Here is a 20,040-nt window from a genome sequence, read left to right on the forward strand (position 1 = left end):
CCTTAATTAATTTCTGTTCCTCTCAAAGCCTGAAATCAGAGCTTCGGAAGAATTTTCTCTACGTCTGTATGAGGTCTCGGGATTACGTGTGTAGCTACGAGCTCTCCAAGTCTGGATGCTGCTGCGCTTCCGCTCTCTACTGCTGCTTTTACAGCGCCTACGTCTCCACGAACCATAACAGTTACAAGACCGGAACCGATCTTCTCTGTTCCTACAAGTGCAACCTCTGCTGCTTTTGTCATTGCATCTGCTGCCTCGATTGCAGCTGTGAGGCCTCTTGTCTCAACCATTCCTAATGCTTCCTGTGCCATGATTCTATCCTCCTGAATCTTATCTTCGTTACATTTTATCATATATGATTCCGCCACTTTTGTAAAGTGAACTTCGGAATCCTCTTAATCTTTATCCAGGGCGCTGATTTTCAGCATTTTCTGTGTACCTGGTTCCGGGTTGGGGATTATGTAATGCTGTACCACGCCTGTCATGCTCTCTGCAACTTTCATGCCGGCTTCTACCGCTGCCGTGACATCTGACACGCTTCCGCGGTACTTGATGCAGACAAGAAGCGGTACTGGCAGGCTGTCCGCATTCGCCGGTTTATTCTTATCGAATACCTCCAGGTGGACATTTGCAGCCTTGCACCCGGCGTCAGCTGCCACAAAGGCTGTCGCAAGTCCGAAGACCTCCAGAATTCCTACAGCTTCTGCCATGTTGCTTCTCCTTTCCCGTTAAGGTTATTTATTAACAATCGCGATCTTAAGACCTGTCATTGCCAGGTTTGTCTCAAGTGCCTCGTTGATCTCCTCAAGCGGGAACTTGTGTGTGATCAGCTCAGACATTGGAAGTCCGATTGCTTTTGCTCTCTTAAGGAAATCAAATGTTGTTGCATAGTCTCTGAGGTTGTATACCCAGGAACCAACAAGGTTGATCTCTTTGGAGCAGAGGTCGAAGTGCGGGTTGATGGTAGCGTCTCCACCGTTGATGAAGAAACCAAGCTCGCAAAGACCGCCGCCGTTGCGGATAAATTTGTAGATGTTGGAGTGTGCATGAGGATTTCCAGTACACTGGAAAGCGAAATCTGCAAGATGTCCGCCCTGAGCCTCTTTAACAGCCTCAGTAAGTGCCTCAATGCCCTTGAAGTTCATGAAGTTAACGGTTGTGTTTGCTCCCATTCTCTTGGCAAACTCAAGACGTTTCTCATTTCCGTCTACTGCACAGATATTATGAACACCCATTGTATGGAGAACTGCGATGCAGATAAGACCGATCGGTCCGCAACCCTGAACAACAACTCTGCTGTTGAATTTCAGGATTCCTGTTGTTTTTGCTCTCTCTACAGCATGTACAAGTACTGCACATGGCTCGATGAGGATACGGGAATCAAGATCCAGGTCACTTACATTAAAGAATGTAGAACCAAATTTTCCGCCTCTGATGAAGATGTAATCAGCGAACCAGCCGTTGAATTTAACGTCGTCATCCGGAAGAAGTCCGTATACATCAGCGCCGCCTACGTTCTTCTTGTTAAGGTCGAACATTGTGATTTCCGGATCATCTTTGAAGATCATACATGTAACGATCTTGTCGCCGACTTTAACCGGTTTACCAGCTGTATCAACTTTAACGTTTTTACCCATTTTTACGATCTCACCGGTTCCCTCATGTCCGAGAACTACCGGGATAAGACCGAACGGGTCATTTTTGTACTCATGAGCATCTGTTCCGCAGACACCGCATCCCTCAACTTTAACAAGGATGTCGTCGTCGCCAACTTCCGGAAGATCATACTCCTGAAGCTCAAAATGTTTCTTCTCTGTCATCATTGCTACTCTTGCTTTTTTCGGAATTGTGTTTCCTGCCGGAGCAGCCGGAGCGCTTGGTGCAGCAGCTGCTGCCGGAGCGTTTCCTGTCATGCCGGAGAGAACCTGTTTAACGATTTCTTCGATATTTACATTGTTCATATCCATGATTTATGTTCCTCCTGATCAACGAATGCAAAGGCTGTCTGTCATTACGCAGCGTCTTCTCTTTGTGAATGTGCTTGCGCTTGTAAGTCCCTCACCTGTGCGGCTTGCGATGGTAAATGTACAGAAACCTTCTCCTCCGAATCCAAGTGCGGAATAGGACGGGCCGTTCTTTACAAGGATCGCGGTATCGATTGCTTTCGCATATTTTGTAATGTTATCGATATTCTTGGAATGAATATGTGCGGAATGACGGTTGCCATGCTCAAGCCATACAGCCTGCTCTACAGCATCGTCGAAATCCTTTGCTCTTACGATTCCGAGGATTGGCATCATAAGCTCTGTTGTGATAAGCGGATGTTCCTTCGGTCCCTCGAAGATGATGCAGCGGGTATTGGCCGGTGCCTGAACTCCGATCATGGAAAGAAGGGTCTTCGCATCACGTCCTACACATTTACGGTTCAGCTTGCCGCCTGCAAGTACAGTCTCAACAAGTTTGTCCTGCTCTTCCTTGGATGCAAGGTAGCAGTCATTCTCTGTAAGCATGTAGTGCATTAACTCATCAACTACGGAAGATACTGCAACAACTTCCTTCTCTGCGATACATGGAAGGTTGTTATCGAATGTACACCCGTTTACGATATCCCTTGCTGCCTTACGGATATCAGCAGTATCATCAACCAGTGCCGGCGGGTTACCTGCTCCTGCACCGATTCCTCTCTTACCGGAGGAAAGAACTGCTGTTACAACACCAGGGCCGCCTGTTGCTGCGATCAGATGGATATCTTTATGTTTCATCATAATATTGCTTGTCTCAAGAGTTGGTTTCTCAACTGTGACAGCGATATTATCCGGGCCGCCTGATTCCAGGGAAGCCTCATTTAAAAGATTGATTGCGTAAATAGAAGTTTTAACTGCTGCCGGATGTGGGTTGAATACTACTGTATTTCCACCTGCCAGCATACCTATTGTGTTGCAGAGAACTGTTTCACTCGGGTTAGTACATGGTGTGATCGCACCGATAACACCAAACGGTCCCATCTCGATCAGAGTCAGTCCTCTGTCTCCGGACCATGCAGTTGTTGTAATGTCTTCTGTTCCAGGTGTCTTGTCTGCTACCAGGTGATGTTTCAGGATCTTATCTCCTACATTACCCATACCAGTTTCCTCAACACCCATACGTGCCAGTACTTCCGCATTTTCTTTGATCTTCTTGCGGATGCAGGTGATGATCTTTTCTCTCTGGTCCATAGACATTGTCTTAACTACCAACTGAGCCTTCTTGGCTGCTTCGATAGCATCATTCATATCCTTGAAAACGCCATGTTTTCCGGCCGGAGCATCTGCGATCTGCATTTTTGCCATAACTTCCTGTACAATTTCCTGTACCATATTCTCACTTATTGGCATGAGATGTCCTCCTTAATATTCCGTCAAAAAATTATTTCAGGCCAAGCTGAGCCATAACCTGTTTTGTGATCTGAGCAACAAGCTCTGCGTCATTCTTTGCTGTATCTGCTGCAGGAGCTGCATCTTTATCACAATCACAGTCTTTTCCAACGAAATCATACTGATATCCTGGGAACTGTTTGTAGTCCTCGCTGTGGCATGCACCGCCGCAGTTGTGGCAGTTCTTGCCGTCTTTGTTCAGGCAGAGGCTTGCCGGATGTTTTCCAGGCATACCGAATTTACGACGGATCGCATAGAGCTTCTCGATGTTCTCTTTGTCAAATTCCTTCGGTCCGCCAAGGAGCTTGGTCTGATACAGAAGCTGTGCATAGAACTCTACAGACTCCATCTTCATATATGCAGCGTTAAGGTCTGTGCTCCATGTAAGTGCTCCATGGTTCTCAAGAAGTACTGCATCGAAGTATGGAAGGTATTTCTCAAGGTTGTCCGGAATCTCCATTGTGGAAGGTGTGCCGTACTCAGCGATCGGAACACATCCAAGAGCGATAACTGCCTCAGGCATGATCGGCTGTGTAAGCGGGATACCTGCGATTGCGAAAGATGTAGCATAGATTGGATGAGCATGTACAACAGATCCTACGTCCGGTCTCTTCTCATATACTCTCATATGCATCTTGATCTCAGATGATGGTTTGAATCCCGGGTTAGCCTGGATCACATTACCCTTGCCATCTACTTTACAGATGAACTCTGGTGTCATGAATCCTTTGGATACACCTGTTGGTGTGCAAAGATATTCATTCTCAGCTATCTTAACAGAAAAGTTTCCGTCGTTAGCTGCAACCATGTTACGGTTGTAGATTCTCTTACCGATGTCACAAAGCTGTTTTTTGATTTCAAACTCGTTTACCATGCTTAATTTCCTCCTTGAGCATTGGATTGCACTATTTTGTTTCTGAGAACATTTTACCCCATACCACAAAATAAGTCAAGGACAATCCGTTGTTTTATGTTGGTTTCTTGTTGTATTTTGTGTTGTTTTTATTGTTTTTTATATTTTCTGTTTGTAAAGGATCTTTTTTCTGTAATCCTGTATCTCTCAGCCGCCGATCTGGCAGTCCAGGCTGCATACCGCATGCACTGCATTCTTTAACATCTGCATATGTTCTGCTGTAGGCGGAAGGATTCCTTCCATTAAATAGGGTCTGCCAAGTCCTTCATATTTATCCTGCCCCAGTCTGTGGTACGGAAGAAGATGGATCTTGTTTACGCCCGGAAGGGATGCTGCAAATCTTGCGATCGCCTGAATCTCTTCCACAGAATCATTAAATGTGGGGATCACCGGAACGCGGATCACCAATCTGGTTTTTCCGTAGAGCGCAACCCTTCTTGCATTCTCCAGCATCAGTCCGTTGGCCCGTCCTGTGAATTCTTTATGTTTTTCCTGATCCATATGCTTGATATCCATCAGATATACATCCAGATAGGGAAGTACCTGTTCGATCTTTTCCCATGGGGCACAGGCCATGCTTTCCACTGCTGTGTTGATTCCTCTCTCCTTTGCTGCGCGGAGAAGGTCTCTGGAAAAGTCCGCCTGGCACATACATTCCCCTCCGGAAAGGGTGATCCCGCCTCCGGAACGGTAATAATAGGCACGGTCTTTTTCCACCTCTTCGATCATCTCACGAACTGTCACGTCGCGGCCGATCACTTTATCTTCTCCCAGAACCTTCATGTTCTGGATCCGGTATTCCTGTGATTCCGGATTACAGCACCAGCGGCAGCGAAGAACGCAGCCCTTCAGGAACACGATGGTACGGATACCCGGTCCATCGTGTACTGAATATTTCTGAACATCAAAGATCCTGCCCTTTGTATCCAAATAGTCCATTCGTTACTCCTTTAGAAGCCCTGCTCAGTACGTCTGATGATATCGTCCTGCAGAGATCTGGAAAGTGTAGTGAACAATGCGCTGTAGCCTGCAACACGTACAACCAGATGTTTGTACTTCTCCGGATGCTTCTGTGCATCCAGAAGTGTTTCTCTGTCAACAACATTAAACTGCATATGCATACCCTTCTGATCAAAGTATCCGCGGATCAGTGCTACGAATTTCTCCAGTCCTTCTCTTCCTGCAAGTGCTGACGGATGGAATTTCTGATTAAACAGTGTTCCGTTGGATACGATAAAATGATCCAGGCGGGATACAGAAGTTGCCGCAGCTGTCGGTCCCTTCACATCCTTGCCGGCTGACGGGGAAACACCATCTGCTACCGGAGTATGTGCGTAACGGCCATCCGGTGTTGCACCGGTCTGTCCGCCAAGAGGAACGTTTGCAGATACAGGATAAAGTCCTGCCTGATAATGTCCGCCTCTCGGGTTCATATATTTCTGAAGCGGCTTGGTGTAAGTATAAGCCACATCTCTTGCAAAATAATCCACATCCGGGATATCGTTTCCAAACTTCGGAACCTCCTCGATCATCTTGTGGATCTCTTCGAATCTTGCTTTCTTCTCCGGAGATGGCTCTGTTCCGAGAGCTGCTGTCATAACAGCTGTTGCGGTCTGCTCATTTACGCGGATGCCATTCTCCTGAAGCTTCTGCATAACAATGGTGGTGATATCTGCTGCAGACTGTGCATCGATACCCTTGCCGTAGTTCCATGCCAGAGCCTCCTTCAGCTCTTCCATGGTCATCTTCTTTTCTTCATATACAAGCTTGCGGATCGCATACAGAGAATCTGCCATGTTTGCAATACCAAATCCCTGAGGACCTGTAAAGTTATAAACAGCTCCGCCTTCCTGAACGGATTTGCCTCGTTTCAGGCAGTCATCCACCATACAGGAAAGGAATGGAAGCGGACATCTCTCCGCATGTGCCACATCAATGGCATTATCAGCATTTACAAGCAGGGAAATGAAATATTCCATCTGTTTCTTATATGCATCATAGAACTCATCGAAGCTCTTCATCTCTGTGACATCGCCGGTCTGGACACTGATCTGTACCCCTTTGTCCATACCATTAGAGAAAACCATCTCCAGCGGACGGCACATGTTAAAGAATGCAGCGTCATGCCAACCCTCTGTCTTACCTGCCTTCTGCGGTTCTACACAGCCGATGATGTTATATTCTCTGGCATCTGCAAGAGAAAGGCCGCGGTTCTGCAGTGCAGGAATGATAACCTCATCATTGTAATAAGCCGGAAGTCCGATTCCTGTTCTTGTAAGCTCTGCAGCCTTGATCAGGAATTCATGTGGTGATCCGTTCCATACTCTTACAGAAAGAGACGGTGCCGGAAGGTGCACATGCATAGACGCCTGGATGCACATAAAGGAGAGATCATTGGTCACATCCTCGCCATCCTTGTTCTGACCGCCTGCAATCAGGTTCTGGAAAAGGCTGTAGCCTGCAAAGCCTTCTGCAGATGCAGCATCACGGCATTTATTCAGGTCGTTTAATTTTACCCATATGCAGTCCATCAGTTCCTGGGCAAATTCTCTGGTAAGATTGCCTGCTTCCATATCACTCTTGTAATATGGATACATATACTGGTCAAAACGTCCCGGAGAAATAGAATGTCCGCTGCTTTCCATCTGGATCAGCTGCTGTACAAACCAGAAGGACTGGCACGCCTCATAGAAGTTACGGGCGCCCTTCGCCGGTACGCGTGTACAATTAGATGCGATCTGAAGGAGTTCCTGTTTTCTGGTCGGATCCTGACACTGATATGCCATCTGCTCTGCGAGCTCGGCATAGCGATGTGCATAGTCGATAACTGCCTGACAGCTCATGATAACTGCTTCCAGGAAACGAGATTTCTTTGCGTAATCACCATCTCCTACATTACACTCATCCAGTTCCTTCTGAGCTTTGGCAATGATTCCTTCATAACCGATCGCCAGAACTTCTTCATATTTAACGGTTACGTGTCCTACACCATTGTAGAAATAGTTTCCGGGTGTAAAAATATTGTGGTCAATGGCAAGAATCGCTTCCGGTGCCATGTAGGAGGTTGCAAGCTCACTGGTAGTCTTGCCTTTCCAGTATTTATGTACCTCACGGAGCTCCGCCTTGGTTTCCTCCGCAATATAAAATGGATCGGCTGTTCTGGTAGCCACTGTATCCAGCTCATCCTCCAGCCACTGGAAAGAATACTCCGGAAACGTCTGACATCCTCTCGGCGCCAAAGTGCTGCTTCCGACGATCAGCTCCTCATCACGGATGATGATCGGAATGTTGTGCAGGATGTGGGCAAATGCCTTGGCTCTGCGGGTGATGATCGGCTCGTCTTCTGTTGCTTTGTAAGACTCTGTGATCAGTTTTGCTCTGGCAGATTCGATTACCGGCATCTTTGCATAAAGATTATCTACAAGATGTGTGATCCTGTCTGTTTTCGGAACATCTGCTATATGAAATTTCTCCATGATTCTCCTTTCTCACAACCGGTTGTTTCTGGTGATCTGTCTGCCTCTACGCTTCCAGAACCGCTCCTGTCCGGCTATGTGCTCATGTAGTTTTATTATACCTTACCCCTACTTCGATGTCAACGAAATCCAACATGTGTTTCTAGCTGTTTTTGTGGTTTTTGTCGGTTGCGCCCTGTTGATTTTATTTGTTTTTTGTATTTTTATGTTTTTCTCTATTGACTTTGTTTTTCTGCTCTGCCATACTTGGATTTATATAGGAATTCCTTTGTTTTTCAGAAAAAAATTTATGCAAAGCGGACATTCGTATTCCGCTCTGTCACATGTTCTCAAACAGTAAAAGAGGTGTATTTTTATGTATCTTTCTGATATGCATACCCACTCCATCGCCAGTGGTCACGGCACGGAATGTACCATCACCAACATGGCACGCGCAGCTGCCGAGAAAGGTCTCCGGCTTCTCGGGATCACTGATCACGGTCCCGGCACTCTGGCAGCCGGAACTTCCTCCTATTTCCGTAGCCTTACCTATTCTCCCAAAAAACATTTCGGTGTAGAATTACTCTACGGAATTGAACTGAATATCCTTGACCGCAGCGGAACGGTAGATTTAGATCAGGAATCATTATGTAAACTTGATTACGCCATTGCCAGCATGCATGCCTGGAATTACCGCTGCGGTACCAGAGCCGAAAACACAGAAGCTTTTATCAATGTAATGAAAAACCCCTGTGTAAAGATCCTCGGACATAGTGATAACACTCATTACCCGGTTAATTATGATGCGCTTGCAAGGGCTGCCAGGGAAACCGGCACGATCTTTGAGATCAACGAAGCTTCTCTTGCACCTTATGGCTATCGTGGCGACACAAGAGAAAACTGTTTCGAGATCCTTCGATGCTGCCGCAAATATGATCTGCCGCTGCTTCTTTCCAGTGACAGCCATGGCCCGGAGCATATCGGAGATTTTACCTGTGCTGCTGAGTTTGTTCATCAGGCCATGTTTCCGGAACAGCTGATCCTCAACAACCAGATTCCCAGACTCAAGGTTTTTCTCCAAACCAGAGAATGATCTTCTGTATCTTTTCCGACAGATAACAGATATTGTCCACTCCAAACAAAACAGGCCAGTTCAAACACAGGAATATACATTTTCCTGTATCTGAACTGGCCTGTTTTTTATTTTTCCCGCTGCTTCCGTACAATTTCCGCAAGCTCGCTATATTTACCTGTAACATATCCGAAATTTTCTCTTCTGTGAGGAAGCTTGCATTCGGTGCAGTCTTTAATCCCGCTTTCCGTAAAGCGGAAATTACCACCACATTTATCTCCCAGTGCATATAAAGGACAATAGCAGAACAGACAATTGAAGTTCTCCGGATCTGCTCCTTTATGGCACGGAAAATACTCACAGTTTTTGTGGCTGAAGTAAGAGTATTCTTTGCCTTCCCAGTATGGTTTCTCCATGGCTCTTTTCTCCTCTCCTGACATAACCACACATAATTTTTTCCTATAAAAAAGAGGTAGCGATGCCACCCCGGGGTAGAAATATAATCCGTTCATGAGTGCGCGGAGGGAACGAATGTATCCGGAGTAGTATCGCCTGCCATTTAATCATGTATAATTCATATGAACAGGCGCATTCCATAAAAAAATGCCTACTCTCGTAAAAAAGTAGACAACGTCCCAGGGGTGCGGAGTCCCTGAAATGGTTGTTACACTTTACACGGAAGTTTAACCTCGCCATAACAAGCAGGTTTCCTGGCTCCGGGATCATGACTCCTCTCTCCTTCTCATACATACGTACAATGGACTATGAGATTCGCTCCTCCGTTACAGTGACCGGATCGCTCAGGTTTCACACCTGATTCCCTTTTCTGTGGACTTCTGATAATCAATATATAACTGTCAGCTATCCTCAGCACTTGCTATGTTCAATATGGAATTATACTGACATTATAATAACATCCTGTTAATTATATGTCAATACTGTTTTCAATATTTATACATTTTTGAGCATATTTTATTGCTGTTCAATCCGTTCCATGGGTTTTCAATATTTTTTCCGACGTCAAAAACAGCCCGACAAACTACTGTCGGGCTGCTGTATTTTTATTTTCTGTTGTACGTTCTTATTATACAAGACGTCTTACAGATACAATTGTTCTGTATGTAGCATCATTGCTGATCTTGATCCCGTCCTGAGAGTTCGATGCATGAACGATCTGGCCATTACCCATGTAAATAGCCACGTGTCCGCCATAGCAGATCAGATCTCCCGGCTGTGCATCTGCGTAGGATACTTCTGTACCTGCATTCTGCTGCTCATAGGAGGTTCTCGGAAGGCTGACTCCGAAGTTCGCATAGACACTTTGTACAAATCCGGAGCAGTCTGCACCATTGGTAAGGCTTGTTCCGCCCCATACGTAAGGATTTCCCACAAACTGTGTAGCATAATTCACAACAGAAGATCCGGAACCACTGCTGTAAGAAGAACTGTCACTGTCTGAAGATGTATCCTCTGCATTAGATGTGTCCTCTGCACTTTCTTCAGATGCGTCTGTGCTGTTATCGTAATCTGCGTCTGCATTATCCTCTGTATTCTCAGTATCCTCGGACGCATCATCATTCTCACCATTGTCTGCATCTTCATCCACATCCTCGGTGTCATCTTCTGCAGTATCCTCATCTGCATTCTCGATCACGTCGCCGTCCTCATCGTACTGTCCGTCTTCGCTCTCGTCTGCCTCATCCTGCTGTGCTTCCTGCTCTGCCTGGCGTCTTGCTTCCTCTTCTGCCTCAGCCTGTGCTCTCGCTGCTGCTTCAGCCTCGGCCTGACGTCTTGCCTCTTCCTCTGCTGCAATACGCTCAGCCTCTAATCTCTGAAGCTCTGCAGTCTGCTCTGCAAGAAGGTTTGCATAATCTGTAGCCTGCTGCTGTGCGTAGGCGATCTCATTATCATAATCTGCGGATGTGGCACGCTTCTCATCCAGCTGTGCCTGCAGGTTCTGGGACTCTGCCTCATATTCCTGCTTCATTCCCTCCAGCTCTGCCTTCTCCTGTGTGTACTGTGCCTCCAGGTTTGCCACCTGCTGGATCGTATTGGAATATTTTTCAAGACTCTTACGGTCCTGCTCATAAGTCTTCTGTGTGTACTCTGCTCTTGTAAGAAGGTCAGACAGGTTCTCTGCATTCAGCATCATCTGGAACCATGCATCGTCTCCACCCTTCTCATAGAGATACTGGATACGTTTCTTCATTGCCTCATACTGTTTCTGCTTGGCATTTTTGGCCTTCTCAAGGTTGGTCTGTGTAGATGCAATGTCGGCTTCCTTATTGGAGATATCTCCCTCCAGTGTCTGGATCGAAACCATCACGTTTACAAGATTGGCATCAAGAGTTGAAATCTCGCCTTCAATCTGTGACTTCTGTGAGGAAAGCTCATCCAATCTGGAATAAGTCGCATTCAGCTGTTCGTTGGTCGCATCCATCTCCTGCTGAAGTGCTGCCTCATCTTCTCTTGTTGCGCTTACGCTGACTACCTGTGCTCCGCTGATGATGAGCGCCAGTGTCAGACATAATATCCTTTTCTTCATGACTGTTCACCCTCGCAATCTGATTCTAATTTAATACAGCGGATCTGACCATCCGCTTCGTTGGTTTTCTTTGTAATACTTTTGCAATATCTTGTTTCAATCTTTTTATATATTAACACAGTGTTATTTGGATTGCAAGGATTTTCTATTAATTAGTTTAAAACTTTGTAACATTTATTAATGATTTTGACATTAAAAAAGGAGAACCCGGGTTATCTCAGATTCTCCTCTCGCGTTTCTTATTGCTATTTGTTACATATAAATTTCTTTCAGCATATCCTGATCAGAAAAGATCTGCAAGGATCTGATTGGCTGTCTTGTTCAGATATCCGTTGGGATCGGAAAGAGTGCTTCTGTTCCATCTGAAGTATGCACCGTTTCGGATATAATTACCACTGGATTCATGATAGTCATATTTGCTGGCTCCAGGATACCTAGACATATAAGTTTCTGCCAGCTTGATCGCCTGGCTTCCGTAAGTTCCGCTTGGTGTCGGTGTTCCGGAAATCTGTACGCCGGCATTCGGTGTACAGTGGAGGATCACGACACTCTTATCGGAACACTGTCCGAGAACGATCCAGGTATGTCCGCTGTTGTATCCGATATCCCCAGGATAAAGCTTCCAGTTTGAGCTTGCCAGCTGAGCCTGGGAAACAACGGTACCCATTCCCTTGCCGGAATACAAAGATCCAAGATTTCCGGAAACATCCGTGTACATAGGTCCACCGGATCTGCTCTGCATGATCTGATATACAGACCATCCTACAAAGCCGGAACAGTCAAGGCCCTTCTGTTCTGTAGCTTCACTGAGATCCATATAATATCTGTAATTATAGGAGCTGGAATTGCTGTCATACCACTGTTTCCATTTTGGACTGATGCCCTTTCTGGTCGCATCCGACCAGTTGTGGCCGCCGCCCCATACGTAAAGAGTCTTTCCTACTGGAAGTAATGCATTGGCAAGGAAATTCTTGATAGTCCTGGAGCTTGTCGCTGTAGTAGTGCTTGGGTTGGTATCCAAGACACCATTGCTGCCAAATGTATACTTCTTGCCATCGATCGTCTTCGTTCCCGTAGCCATGACACCGGTTGACGGATCGAAATAATATTTATATCCTTTTTTGGAATTTGTGACCCAACCGGTAGCCATCACGCCGCTCTTGCTGTAAAAATAATAGGTATCGCTGCCGATCTTCTTGAAGCCCTTATACATAGCTCCCGTGTTTGGATCAAAATAGCGCTTCTGCTGTTTTTTATTTGTTGCCCAGCCCTTTGCCATAAAGCATTTGCTGGTAAAATATCTGGTCACATTCTTCTTGTCTGTAAGGAATACGCTTCTTGCAGCAACACCACTGCCGCTGTAGAAATAATATTTCTTATTACTGATCGTGGCCCATCTCGTTGTCATATATCCGCTGGTGGGATTAAAATAGCGGGTATTGTTCTCTCTGTCTGTAAGCCAGCCTGTTGCCATATAGCCCTTGACACCGTTAACATTATAAAAATATCGTTTGCCCTTGGAATCCTTAGCCCAGCGCTTCATCTGCACGCCTGTGGATTTATTAAAAAAATATTTCTTCCCGTTCAGTGTAAGCCAGCCTTTTACCTTCTGGCCATTCTGATAATAATAGGATTTTCCTTTTTCGGTCTTAAAGCCGTTCTTGGCCGCAGCTTGTACATCGGTTGCCGTTGTATGTACAGTTGCTCCGGCTGCAAAGAACATCAGAACAAAAAAAAGTCCCCAGAGTTTCCATTTTCTGCTTAATTTTCGCATACATACCTTCCTTTGATAGATAGATCATTGATATTTACTATTTCTTAAGTCCGGCTGATCGTAAACATTACAATTTTGTTACAATTTTACGTCCATATTATATAACATTCTTTACAGTCCGTCAACTCTTTCCTTTTCTTTCAGAAAAAATGTCATTCCGGTATTACCAATGTTGATTTTATGCAGAAAAAATCCCCGAAACATCAGAAATATTCACTGATGCTCCGGGGATATGATCCTTTATGCAGTTTTACTCCTGTCTGTTACAGATCTGTTACAGATCCTTACAGAAATTTTTTGCGAAGCTCTGCTCCGTCAAGGGCACTTAAATATGCAGGTGCAACATCAAATACTGTCTTGCAGCCCTTCTGTCCTTCCTGATTCATACGGTATGCAGCTCTTGCATAGGCAACGATCACAGAAGATGTGAACTCAGGATTGGAATCCAGCTTCAGGCTGTACTCGATCACATGGCTGTTCTCATTGTTCCAGCCTGTTTTTCCACTGCGGATCACAAAACCGCCGTGTGGAATACCGCTGTGGTCACGATCCAGCTCTTCCTGGGAAATGAAATGTACCGTTGTATCATACTCGTCAAAGTAATTCGGCATGGTCTTGATCTCTTCCTCGATACGTGCAAGATCAGCACCCTCCTCAGCAACTACGAAGCACTCTCTTGTATGTTTCTGACGTGTGGTAAGCTCCGGATTTTCTCCGTTTCTTACTGCCTCAAGTGCAGCTTCTACCGGAATGGTGTACTGCTTTGCATCCTTTACGCCTTTGATGCGGCGGACTGCATCAGAATGTCCCTGGCTGACACCCTTGCCCCAGAATGTGTAGTCGTTTCCATTTGTAAGGATCGCATTTGCATACATACGGTTCAGAGAAAACATTCCGGGATCCCAGCCTACGGAAATGATTCCTACATGTCCACTCTCTGTTGCTGCCTTGTCAACATTTGCAAAATGCTCCGGGATTTTCTTATGTGTATCAAAGCTGTCCACAACATTGAAATATTTTACATACTCCGGTGTCTGAACAGGAAGATCTGTCGCACTTCCTCCACAGATGATCAGGACATCGATCTCATCTTTCAGCTTCTCTGCGTCTTTTACAGAATAAACCTTTGCGGTCTCTGTAAGGATCTTTACAGTCTCCGGATCACGTCTGGTAAATACTGCAACCAGCTCTGTATCCGGATTATGCTTGATGGCGCACTCCACGCCGCGTCCCAGGTTTCCGTAACCTAAAATACCAATTCTTATACTCATAATGATTTCCTCCTCTTTTTCTCTGCAGTATGTCATTTTCCGGACAGCACTGTGAATTTCTGTCAGAAAAATTCCTCTGCGATCTATATCGCAAAACGGATCTGCCTGATCCGCCTTACAATCATATGGACATGCTGCCTCAGGATATTCCGATTCTCAGTTCCGGGATATCGATGACCGCTTTGTTTCTGCATCAGCAGCAGAAAAAGCCGCCCGGCCAGCACATGAAACAGGCCATGGTCCTGCAGCAGGCATCACACATATCTCCTCCTGCGGTCGGCATTCCCCCAAAGGGATCCTGTCGCTGCTGATACCAGCCGCCACCGCCTTCCATTCTCTGGAGTAACATACGGTACTGCATATTATCCGGTTCCTGACGGACTGCCTCACGGATCTGATCCAGAGCTGTTACATTATTTCCCATTCCCATATTCGCCATAGCAGCCAGGTAATACCATTCTCCATTTTTCTGACCAAGAGAATCCAGTACATTCATAGCTTCCTTAAAATGACCGCTCTGCACATAATTGGCGGCCGCCCTTCTGCGCATACTTTCCTCATCCTGATAGGCACTGGAACCGGCATTTCCGTAATTTCCAAAACCACCGTAATTTCCGTAGCCGCCATAACCATTCTGGGAACTGCTTCCGTACTCACGCTCTTTCATGATCTGCTCGTAAGCCTGCTGCACTTCTTTGAATTTTTCTTCGGCCTGATCCTTATTCGGGTTATTGATATTGGCATCCGGGTGATACTTTCGGCTCAGCTTCCGGTATGCCTTTTTTATTTCATCATCAGATGCGTTTCTGGGAACTCCCAGCACGCTGTATGGATCTAACATTTTTTCTCTTTCTCCCGTTCTTCCCTGCGCTTCTGTCCGATTGCCGCAAAGTGGCACCAGACGCCGGAATATAAAATATTTCGAAGGATATCTCCGTATCGGATGATCGGCAGCTTTTCAAATTCTCTGCAGCATTCTGCAAGCATCATCATAAGAAGCCGACGTACCTCTTCCTCGAACCCTTCTATCTTATGTTTTTCAAGGAAAGGATTGTAATTTCCGTTTTCTGCATCTTTTTCCACATCATCATAAGCATCCAGGATATAGATAAATTTTCCGAGATAAAATCCCAGACGGCGCAGGGATGATTCCCAGACATCCTTACGGAAGGCCAGAATCTCTTCCATGATACGTCCGGAACACCCGGCTACACGGTCCACATCGGTTTCCCCCTGTTTTTCCAGGGAAGAAAGCTCCTCCAGTGCGCCTCGGATCCTTTGGATCTTCTCCGGATAATCAGACATATGCATATTTCCGCAATTCTTCAGAATCCTTGCATATGCATAGTGCAGTGGTTTGTGTTCATCCTGCCAGTCATCCATACATTTGTAATAGGTAAGGATCACATTCATATCCGCACAGTACTCAGTTACTGTATTTTTACGTACCGGCTGGGGCTTCAGCGGATGGACCACACACCTGGAAGTTCCCTTCTTCGTTGGCGGTTCATAAAGGGCACTTAAAAGAAGGACCACAAATGTCATATCATAAGTCAGTGAGATCTGTCCCGGTATCCCGTATCTCTCCCGAAGTTCTCTGCAAAGGCCACAGTAAAAAGAACGGTACACATCAAAATCCTTGAATTTTATTTCCGGTTTATTAACGGTCACATATCCGAACATGTCAGCTCCTTTTTACGAATTTTGTATGGCATTTCGGACATTCGATCTCGATCTTGCCCTTTCCCTTTGGAATACGTATCTTCTGTCCACAGCCCGGACAGCTGTAGATGTGATGAGTCTTTCTCTGCTTCATCAGATTCTTTTCTTTATTGAAGCGAAAACGGAACTTCGACGTCATCTGAAGGAATTTCTGATTTTCGGCATAACGCTGCTGGATATTTCTGGAAAAAATACGCATATATGCATATACGATCGCTGCGACCCCGAGAATGTCAAGAGTGCTGCCGGCAGTTCTGCTGAATATATTGGCAAACATTGCCAGAATGATCAGAACCAGTGCAGCTCCCATGGTAAACCTGGAAAGATCATCCACTCCATAACGTCCCTGCATAAATTTATTGAATTTGTCTCTCATATGATCTGCATCTCCTTTTCACTGCCATACGGCACTGCCAAAAAATTTCCGCAAAAAATCCGGAGGCAGTTCCTAACGGTCATTACACACCTGGAAAATGTAGAATTTCAGATAATAGGATTCGTCAGCTGACCAGAGGATCGGATGATCCGGTGCCTGTGTACGGTACTCTACCTGGCGCAGTCTCTTATGGACATTCTTCGCTGCCTGACCGATGGTCTGTGTAAACAGCTCATATGTCATAAAATGAGAGCAGGAACAGGTCGCCAGAAATCCGCCGTCCTTTACAAGACGCATTGCACGGAGATTGATCTCACGGTATCCCTTGATGGCATTTTTTACAGAGCTTCTGGATTTCGTAAATGCCGGAGGATCCAGTACCACAACATCAAATTTCTCTCCCTTCTCCTCAAGCTCGGGAAGAAGTTCAAAAACATCCTCACAGAGGAATTTCACTGTTCCGTCCAGGCCGTTCAGACTGGCGTTTCGTCTTGCCTGCAGAACTGCAGTTTCCGACGCATCCACACCAAGAACACTCTGTGCCCCTGCAATTCCCGCATTCAAGGCAAAAGAGCCGGTATGTGTAAAGCAGTCCAGCACCTTCGCCCCCTTGCAGAGCTTCTGGATAGCAAGACGGTTATATTTCTGATCCAGGAAAAATCCGGTCTTCTGCCCATCCCTGATATCTACTTCATATTTCACACCGTTCTCTTCAATCTGAACAAGTGTCGGAAATTCTTCTCCGATAAATCCCTTGGTAAGTTCCATTCCCTCCTGGCGGCGTACCTTTGCATCACTTCGCTCATAGACTCCGCGGATCCGGATTCCATCCTCAGCAAGGACTTCCTTCAGTGCATCTATGATTGTTTCTTTAAGACGGTCGATTCCCAGTGCAAGAGACTGTACAACAAGCACATCTGAAAACTTATCCACAACAAGACCCGGAAGAAAGTCTGCTTCTCCGAAGATCACACGGCAGCTTCCGGTATCTACTACCTTCTTACGATACTCCCATGCGTCGCGGACACGTTGCTTCAAAAATTCCGGACTGATCTCTGTACGCTCATCTCTGGTAAGCATACGGACTGTGATCTTGGAATTGGTGTTGATAAATCCTCTTCCCATGGGATATCCGTCAAAGTCCCGGACCAGAACGATATCTCCGTTCACAAAACTTCCCATGATGCTTGCGATCTCATTGTCATATACCCAGAGGCCTCCTGATTTCAGGAATCTGCCTTCGCCTTTTTTTAATGTTACTACTGCCAGGCTCATAAATTCTACCTTTTCCCTTTCTCGTTTCCCTGTCACGGTTTGCGATGTATGAGTCCACAAAACCGATTTACGGTCAATTTTATCACAGAAAAATCCATTTTTCCAGTGCTTACACAAATCCTTGTCGTAAATCACAAAATTTTCATGATATCTTTCCGGCACGACAAAAAATACCGCAGCAGAGGTTGTTTTCTCTGCTGCGGCGTATTCATCTCTTTTTCTGCTGATCTTTTATTCTGCTGCGGATTCCTCAGAAGCGTCCGTGTTCTCGCCGTAAAGACCTGCCAGATATTTCATGGTTTCTTTATAAAGTGTCTGCTTATCTTCCTGGGGAACATCTGCAAGAATAGCAGCTGTCACGTCTGTGGCATCTGTGTCCTCTTGGGAACTGTCAATGCCGAACAGCTTCTTCAGCTTCTGATCCATCATATTCAGCTCTGTACTCTGATATTTTTCTGTACCATCTGCCTCATAGGATTCTGTACCATCCTTCAGGATATCATAATAATCCTTCTCAACAGTTTCTGTCACACTCTTCGCTATCTGCTCATCCAGTGTTACCGTTGCCACTGCCTCTGTATCCTCCGTTGCAGCGAGAAGGGAATCTGCATCTCCCTCATACTCGCCTTTTACAAAGAGGACAAATTTGTCATAATTGTTCTTTGCTTCTTCACTGAGCACGGAAGTATCGTTTTCTGCACTATCTGCCTGGTCTGAGCCCTCTGTACTTTCTGAAGATTCTGTATCTTCTGTTGCCTCCGGGATTCCGGTCTCATCGGATGCAGCCTCATCAGAAGCGCTTTCATCTGTGCTGTTCTCGTCAGAAGCACTTTCGTCTGTACTGCTCTCGTCAGATGCACTATCCTCTGTGCTGTTCTCGTCAGATGCACTTTCGTCTGTGCTGCTTTCGTCCGAGTTTTCCTCATTGCCATAGGTTCCGTCGTCGGTAGCATCCGGAATTCCGGTCTCATTGCTTGTATCCTGAGAATCTGCTCCTGTTTCTTTCTCAAGACCCGGGTCTTCTGTGGAGCTCTGGATCACATCGTCCCCAAGAATGCTGTCATTTACATTGTTGACGATATCATCTGAAGAATCTTCATCCACATCTACGGTGTCATCACTGCTCTCTCCATCCAGTGTATCATCAGAGGAAGAGGCCTGGCCTGTGGTATTGGCATCTACCTGCTCCAGTGTTTCCTTCACATCATCATAATTGTAATCCTGCTGTGCGATCTGTCCCAGAAGAGACACGATCCTGTCAATATCGTCCTGGCTTATGGAAATATTGTTCTGCTCAGCCACATTGATGACAATATTCTGGATCTCATCTGCATTCTGTACTCCGTTCTGGATCACATCCATCTTAGACTGATTTACAACTGTTGTCGCCTCATTTTTACCAACCTTATCTGCAAGTTCACCGGTGGTTACGATCTCCTGGTTGGCAAGCTTCGTCTTGGTCTCATCCAGCTTCTCTCCACTGGCCTTCTCATATGCCATCTGAATACCGGTAAGTGCACCTGTTCCGGATACTTCCATCGGGCAGGCAGCAACTACTTCACAATTCTTCACACCGGATGTGGAAAGTGTGGTTGCGATCATATTACCTGTCACCCAGTTCAGATTTGCTGTGCGGACCTTGATCCCGCCGGACTGTGTAGGCTTCACATAAGCACAGCTCAAAGTTCTGGAACCGATCTGGGACTGTGGCGCGATATTATCCAGGTGTTTATGCTCATCCTCATTTGTAATGGTCATCACCTGCACCTGATCGGAACTTACATTAAAATATTTCATCATTGTCTGCTTCTGAGCATCCGTAAGATCTGCTCCAAGTGTTACTACCTTCGATGCATCTGCAAATACGGGATTTACACTTCCTGCCACAAGGCATGCACTGCAGAGCAGAGCTGCGATCATGTTTCTTTTTTTCATTGATCTTCCCTCCATATATTTTTTCGGATTGATTGTATCTGCTTAACTTTTGCGGTGTAAAGCGGACATTCATCTCCATTACTTACATCTCCACGAATGTGAGCGCTTCACGATCTGTCATTCTTGTTGTATTATAACACAGCTGCAGAAATATTTGTAATTTATATTATATACTATAAATGAGCAAATTTGAAAAATTGCACAAAACTACACTGCGAATTTCATAAATGAATCAAAATCATTGCTTTCCTTTGCGCATTGAAAAAGATAACGATACTTTTCCAGCTGA

The 20,040-nt window shown here is 45.7% G+C and carries 17 protein-coding genes and 1 riboswitch; of the genes, 1 reads left to right on the top strand and 16 read right to left on the bottom strand.

Features of this window, described 5'->3' with window-relative positions; translation table 11 throughout:
* Nucleotides 1-35 precede the first annotated feature (35 nt).
* From pduA to DMI82_RS17165, 7 genes are all read right to left on the bottom strand, one after another.
* Entirely contained in the window at nucleotides 36-311 is a 276-nt protein-coding gene (gene pduA / locus DMI82_RS17135) for a propanediol utilization microcompartment protein PduA (protein WP_015525952.1), read from the bottom strand.
* Nucleotides 312-395: 84 nt separating this feature from the next.
* Nucleotides 396-710 (bottom strand): BMC domain-containing protein, encoded by a 315-nt coding sequence (locus tag DMI82_RS17140; protein ID WP_015525953.1) that lies wholly within the window; start codon nucleotides 708-710, stop codon nucleotides 396-398.
* A gap of 24 nt (nucleotides 711-734) precedes the next feature.
* Nucleotides 735-1,967, bottom strand: a complete 1,233-nt coding sequence (locus DMI82_RS17145; RefSeq protein WP_059086814.1) for a zinc-binding dehydrogenase — start codon at nucleotides 1,965-1,967, stop codon at nucleotides 735-737.
* Nucleotides 1,968-1,985: 18 nt separating this feature from the next.
* Entirely contained in the window at nucleotides 1,986-3,374 is a 1,389-nt protein-coding gene (locus DMI82_RS17150) for an aldehyde dehydrogenase family protein (RefSeq protein WP_110104063.1), read from the bottom strand.
* Between the two features lie 31 nt (nucleotides 3,375-3,405).
* Complete coding sequence (locus DMI82_RS17155) at nucleotides 3,406-4,287, bottom strand: class II aldolase/adducin family protein (protein ID WP_015525956.1); 882 nt, start codon at nucleotides 4,285-4,287, stop codon at nucleotides 3,406-3,408.
* 186 nt (nucleotides 4,288-4,473) lie between these two features.
* Nucleotides 4,474-5,265 carry a glycyl-radical enzyme activating protein gene (locus DMI82_RS17160; RefSeq protein WP_059086811.1) on the bottom strand — a complete coding sequence of 264 codons (792 nt, stop codon included), beginning with the start codon at nucleotides 5,263-5,265 and terminating at the stop codon, nucleotides 4,474-4,476.
* Between the two features lie 11 nt (nucleotides 5,266-5,276).
* Complete coding sequence (locus DMI82_RS17165) at nucleotides 5,277-7,802, bottom strand: glycyl radical protein (RefSeq protein ID WP_092070145.1); 2,526 nt, start codon at nucleotides 7,800-7,802, stop codon at nucleotides 5,277-5,279.
* 355 nt (nucleotides 7,803-8,157) lie between these two features.
* On the opposite strand from DMI82_RS17165, the gene DMI82_RS17170 reads away from it, so the two are divergent.
* Nucleotides 8,158-8,874 (top strand): phosphatase, encoded by a 717-nt coding sequence (locus DMI82_RS17170; protein ID WP_015525959.1) that lies wholly within the window; start codon nucleotides 8,158-8,160, stop codon nucleotides 8,872-8,874.
* Between the two features lie 107 nt (nucleotides 8,875-8,981).
* Here the strand turns inward: DMI82_RS17170 and DMI82_RS17175 are convergent, their stop codons facing one another.
* The 9 genes from DMI82_RS17175 to DMI82_RS17215 all read right to left on the bottom strand — a co-directional run bounded on the left by DMI82_RS17175 (nucleotide 8,982) and on the right by DMI82_RS17215 (nucleotide 19,751).
* On the bottom strand, nucleotides 8,982-9,269 hold the full coding sequence (locus DMI82_RS17175) for a cysteine-rich small domain-containing protein (protein WP_173723397.1): 288 nt from the start codon (nucleotides 9,267-9,269) through the stop codon (nucleotides 8,982-8,984).
* 267 nt (nucleotides 9,270-9,536) lie between these two features.
* Nucleotides 9,537-9,706: riboswitch (cobalamin riboswitch) on the bottom strand.
* A gap of 231 nt (nucleotides 9,707-9,937) precedes the next feature.
* The gene (locus tag DMI82_RS17180) at nucleotides 9,938-11,398 is read right to left on the bottom strand and encodes a C40 family peptidase (RefSeq protein WP_110104064.1); all 1,461 of its coding nucleotides are present in this window, start codon (nucleotides 11,396-11,398) and stop codon (nucleotides 9,938-9,940) included.
* 283 nt (nucleotides 11,399-11,681) lie between these two features.
* Nucleotides 11,682-13,172 carry an N-acetylmuramoyl-L-alanine amidase family protein gene (locus tag DMI82_RS17185; RefSeq protein ID WP_242981866.1) on the bottom strand — a complete coding sequence of 497 codons (1,491 nt, stop codon included), beginning with the start codon at nucleotides 13,170-13,172 and terminating at the stop codon, nucleotides 11,682-11,684.
* Between the two features lie 284 nt (nucleotides 13,173-13,456).
* Complete coding sequence (locus tag DMI82_RS17190) at nucleotides 13,457-14,443, bottom strand: diaminopimelate dehydrogenase (RefSeq protein ID WP_110104065.1); 987 nt, start codon at nucleotides 14,441-14,443, stop codon at nucleotides 13,457-13,459.
* Nucleotides 14,444-14,636: 193 nt separating this feature from the next.
* A complete protein-coding gene (locus DMI82_RS17195; RefSeq protein ID WP_110104066.1) occupies nucleotides 14,637-15,284 on the bottom strand; it encodes a J domain-containing protein in 648 nt (215 codons plus the stop codon).
* The gene (locus DMI82_RS17200) at nucleotides 15,278-16,126 is read right to left on the bottom strand and encodes a DUF5685 family protein (protein WP_110104067.1); all 849 of its coding nucleotides are present in this window, start codon (nucleotides 16,124-16,126) and stop codon (nucleotides 15,278-15,280) included. The genes DMI82_RS17195 and DMI82_RS17200 overlap by 7 nt, the downstream gene beginning before the upstream one ends.
* 1 nt (nucleotide 16,127) lies before the next feature.
* The gene (locus tag DMI82_RS17205; protein WP_110104068.1) at nucleotides 16,128-16,541 is read right to left on the bottom strand and encodes a hypothetical protein; all 414 of its coding nucleotides are present in this window, start codon (nucleotides 16,539-16,541) and stop codon (nucleotides 16,128-16,130) included.
* Between the two features lie 72 nt (nucleotides 16,542-16,613).
* Entirely contained in the window at nucleotides 16,614-17,816 is a 1,203-nt protein-coding gene (locus DMI82_RS17210; protein WP_015525970.1) for a class I SAM-dependent rRNA methyltransferase, read from the bottom strand.
* Nucleotides 17,817-18,047: 231 nt separating this feature from the next.
* The gene (locus DMI82_RS17215; protein ID WP_110104069.1) at nucleotides 18,048-19,751 is read right to left on the bottom strand and encodes a DUF1002 domain-containing protein; all 1,704 of its coding nucleotides are present in this window, start codon (nucleotides 19,749-19,751) and stop codon (nucleotides 18,048-18,050) included.
* Nucleotides 19,752-20,040 lie beyond the last annotated feature (289 nt).

It is taken from the genome of Blautia sp. BCRC 81119 (genome assembly GCF_003184505.1).
Taxonomy (GTDB): Bacteria; Bacillota; Clostridia; order Lachnospirales; family Lachnospiraceae; genus Blautia_A; species Blautia_A fusiformis.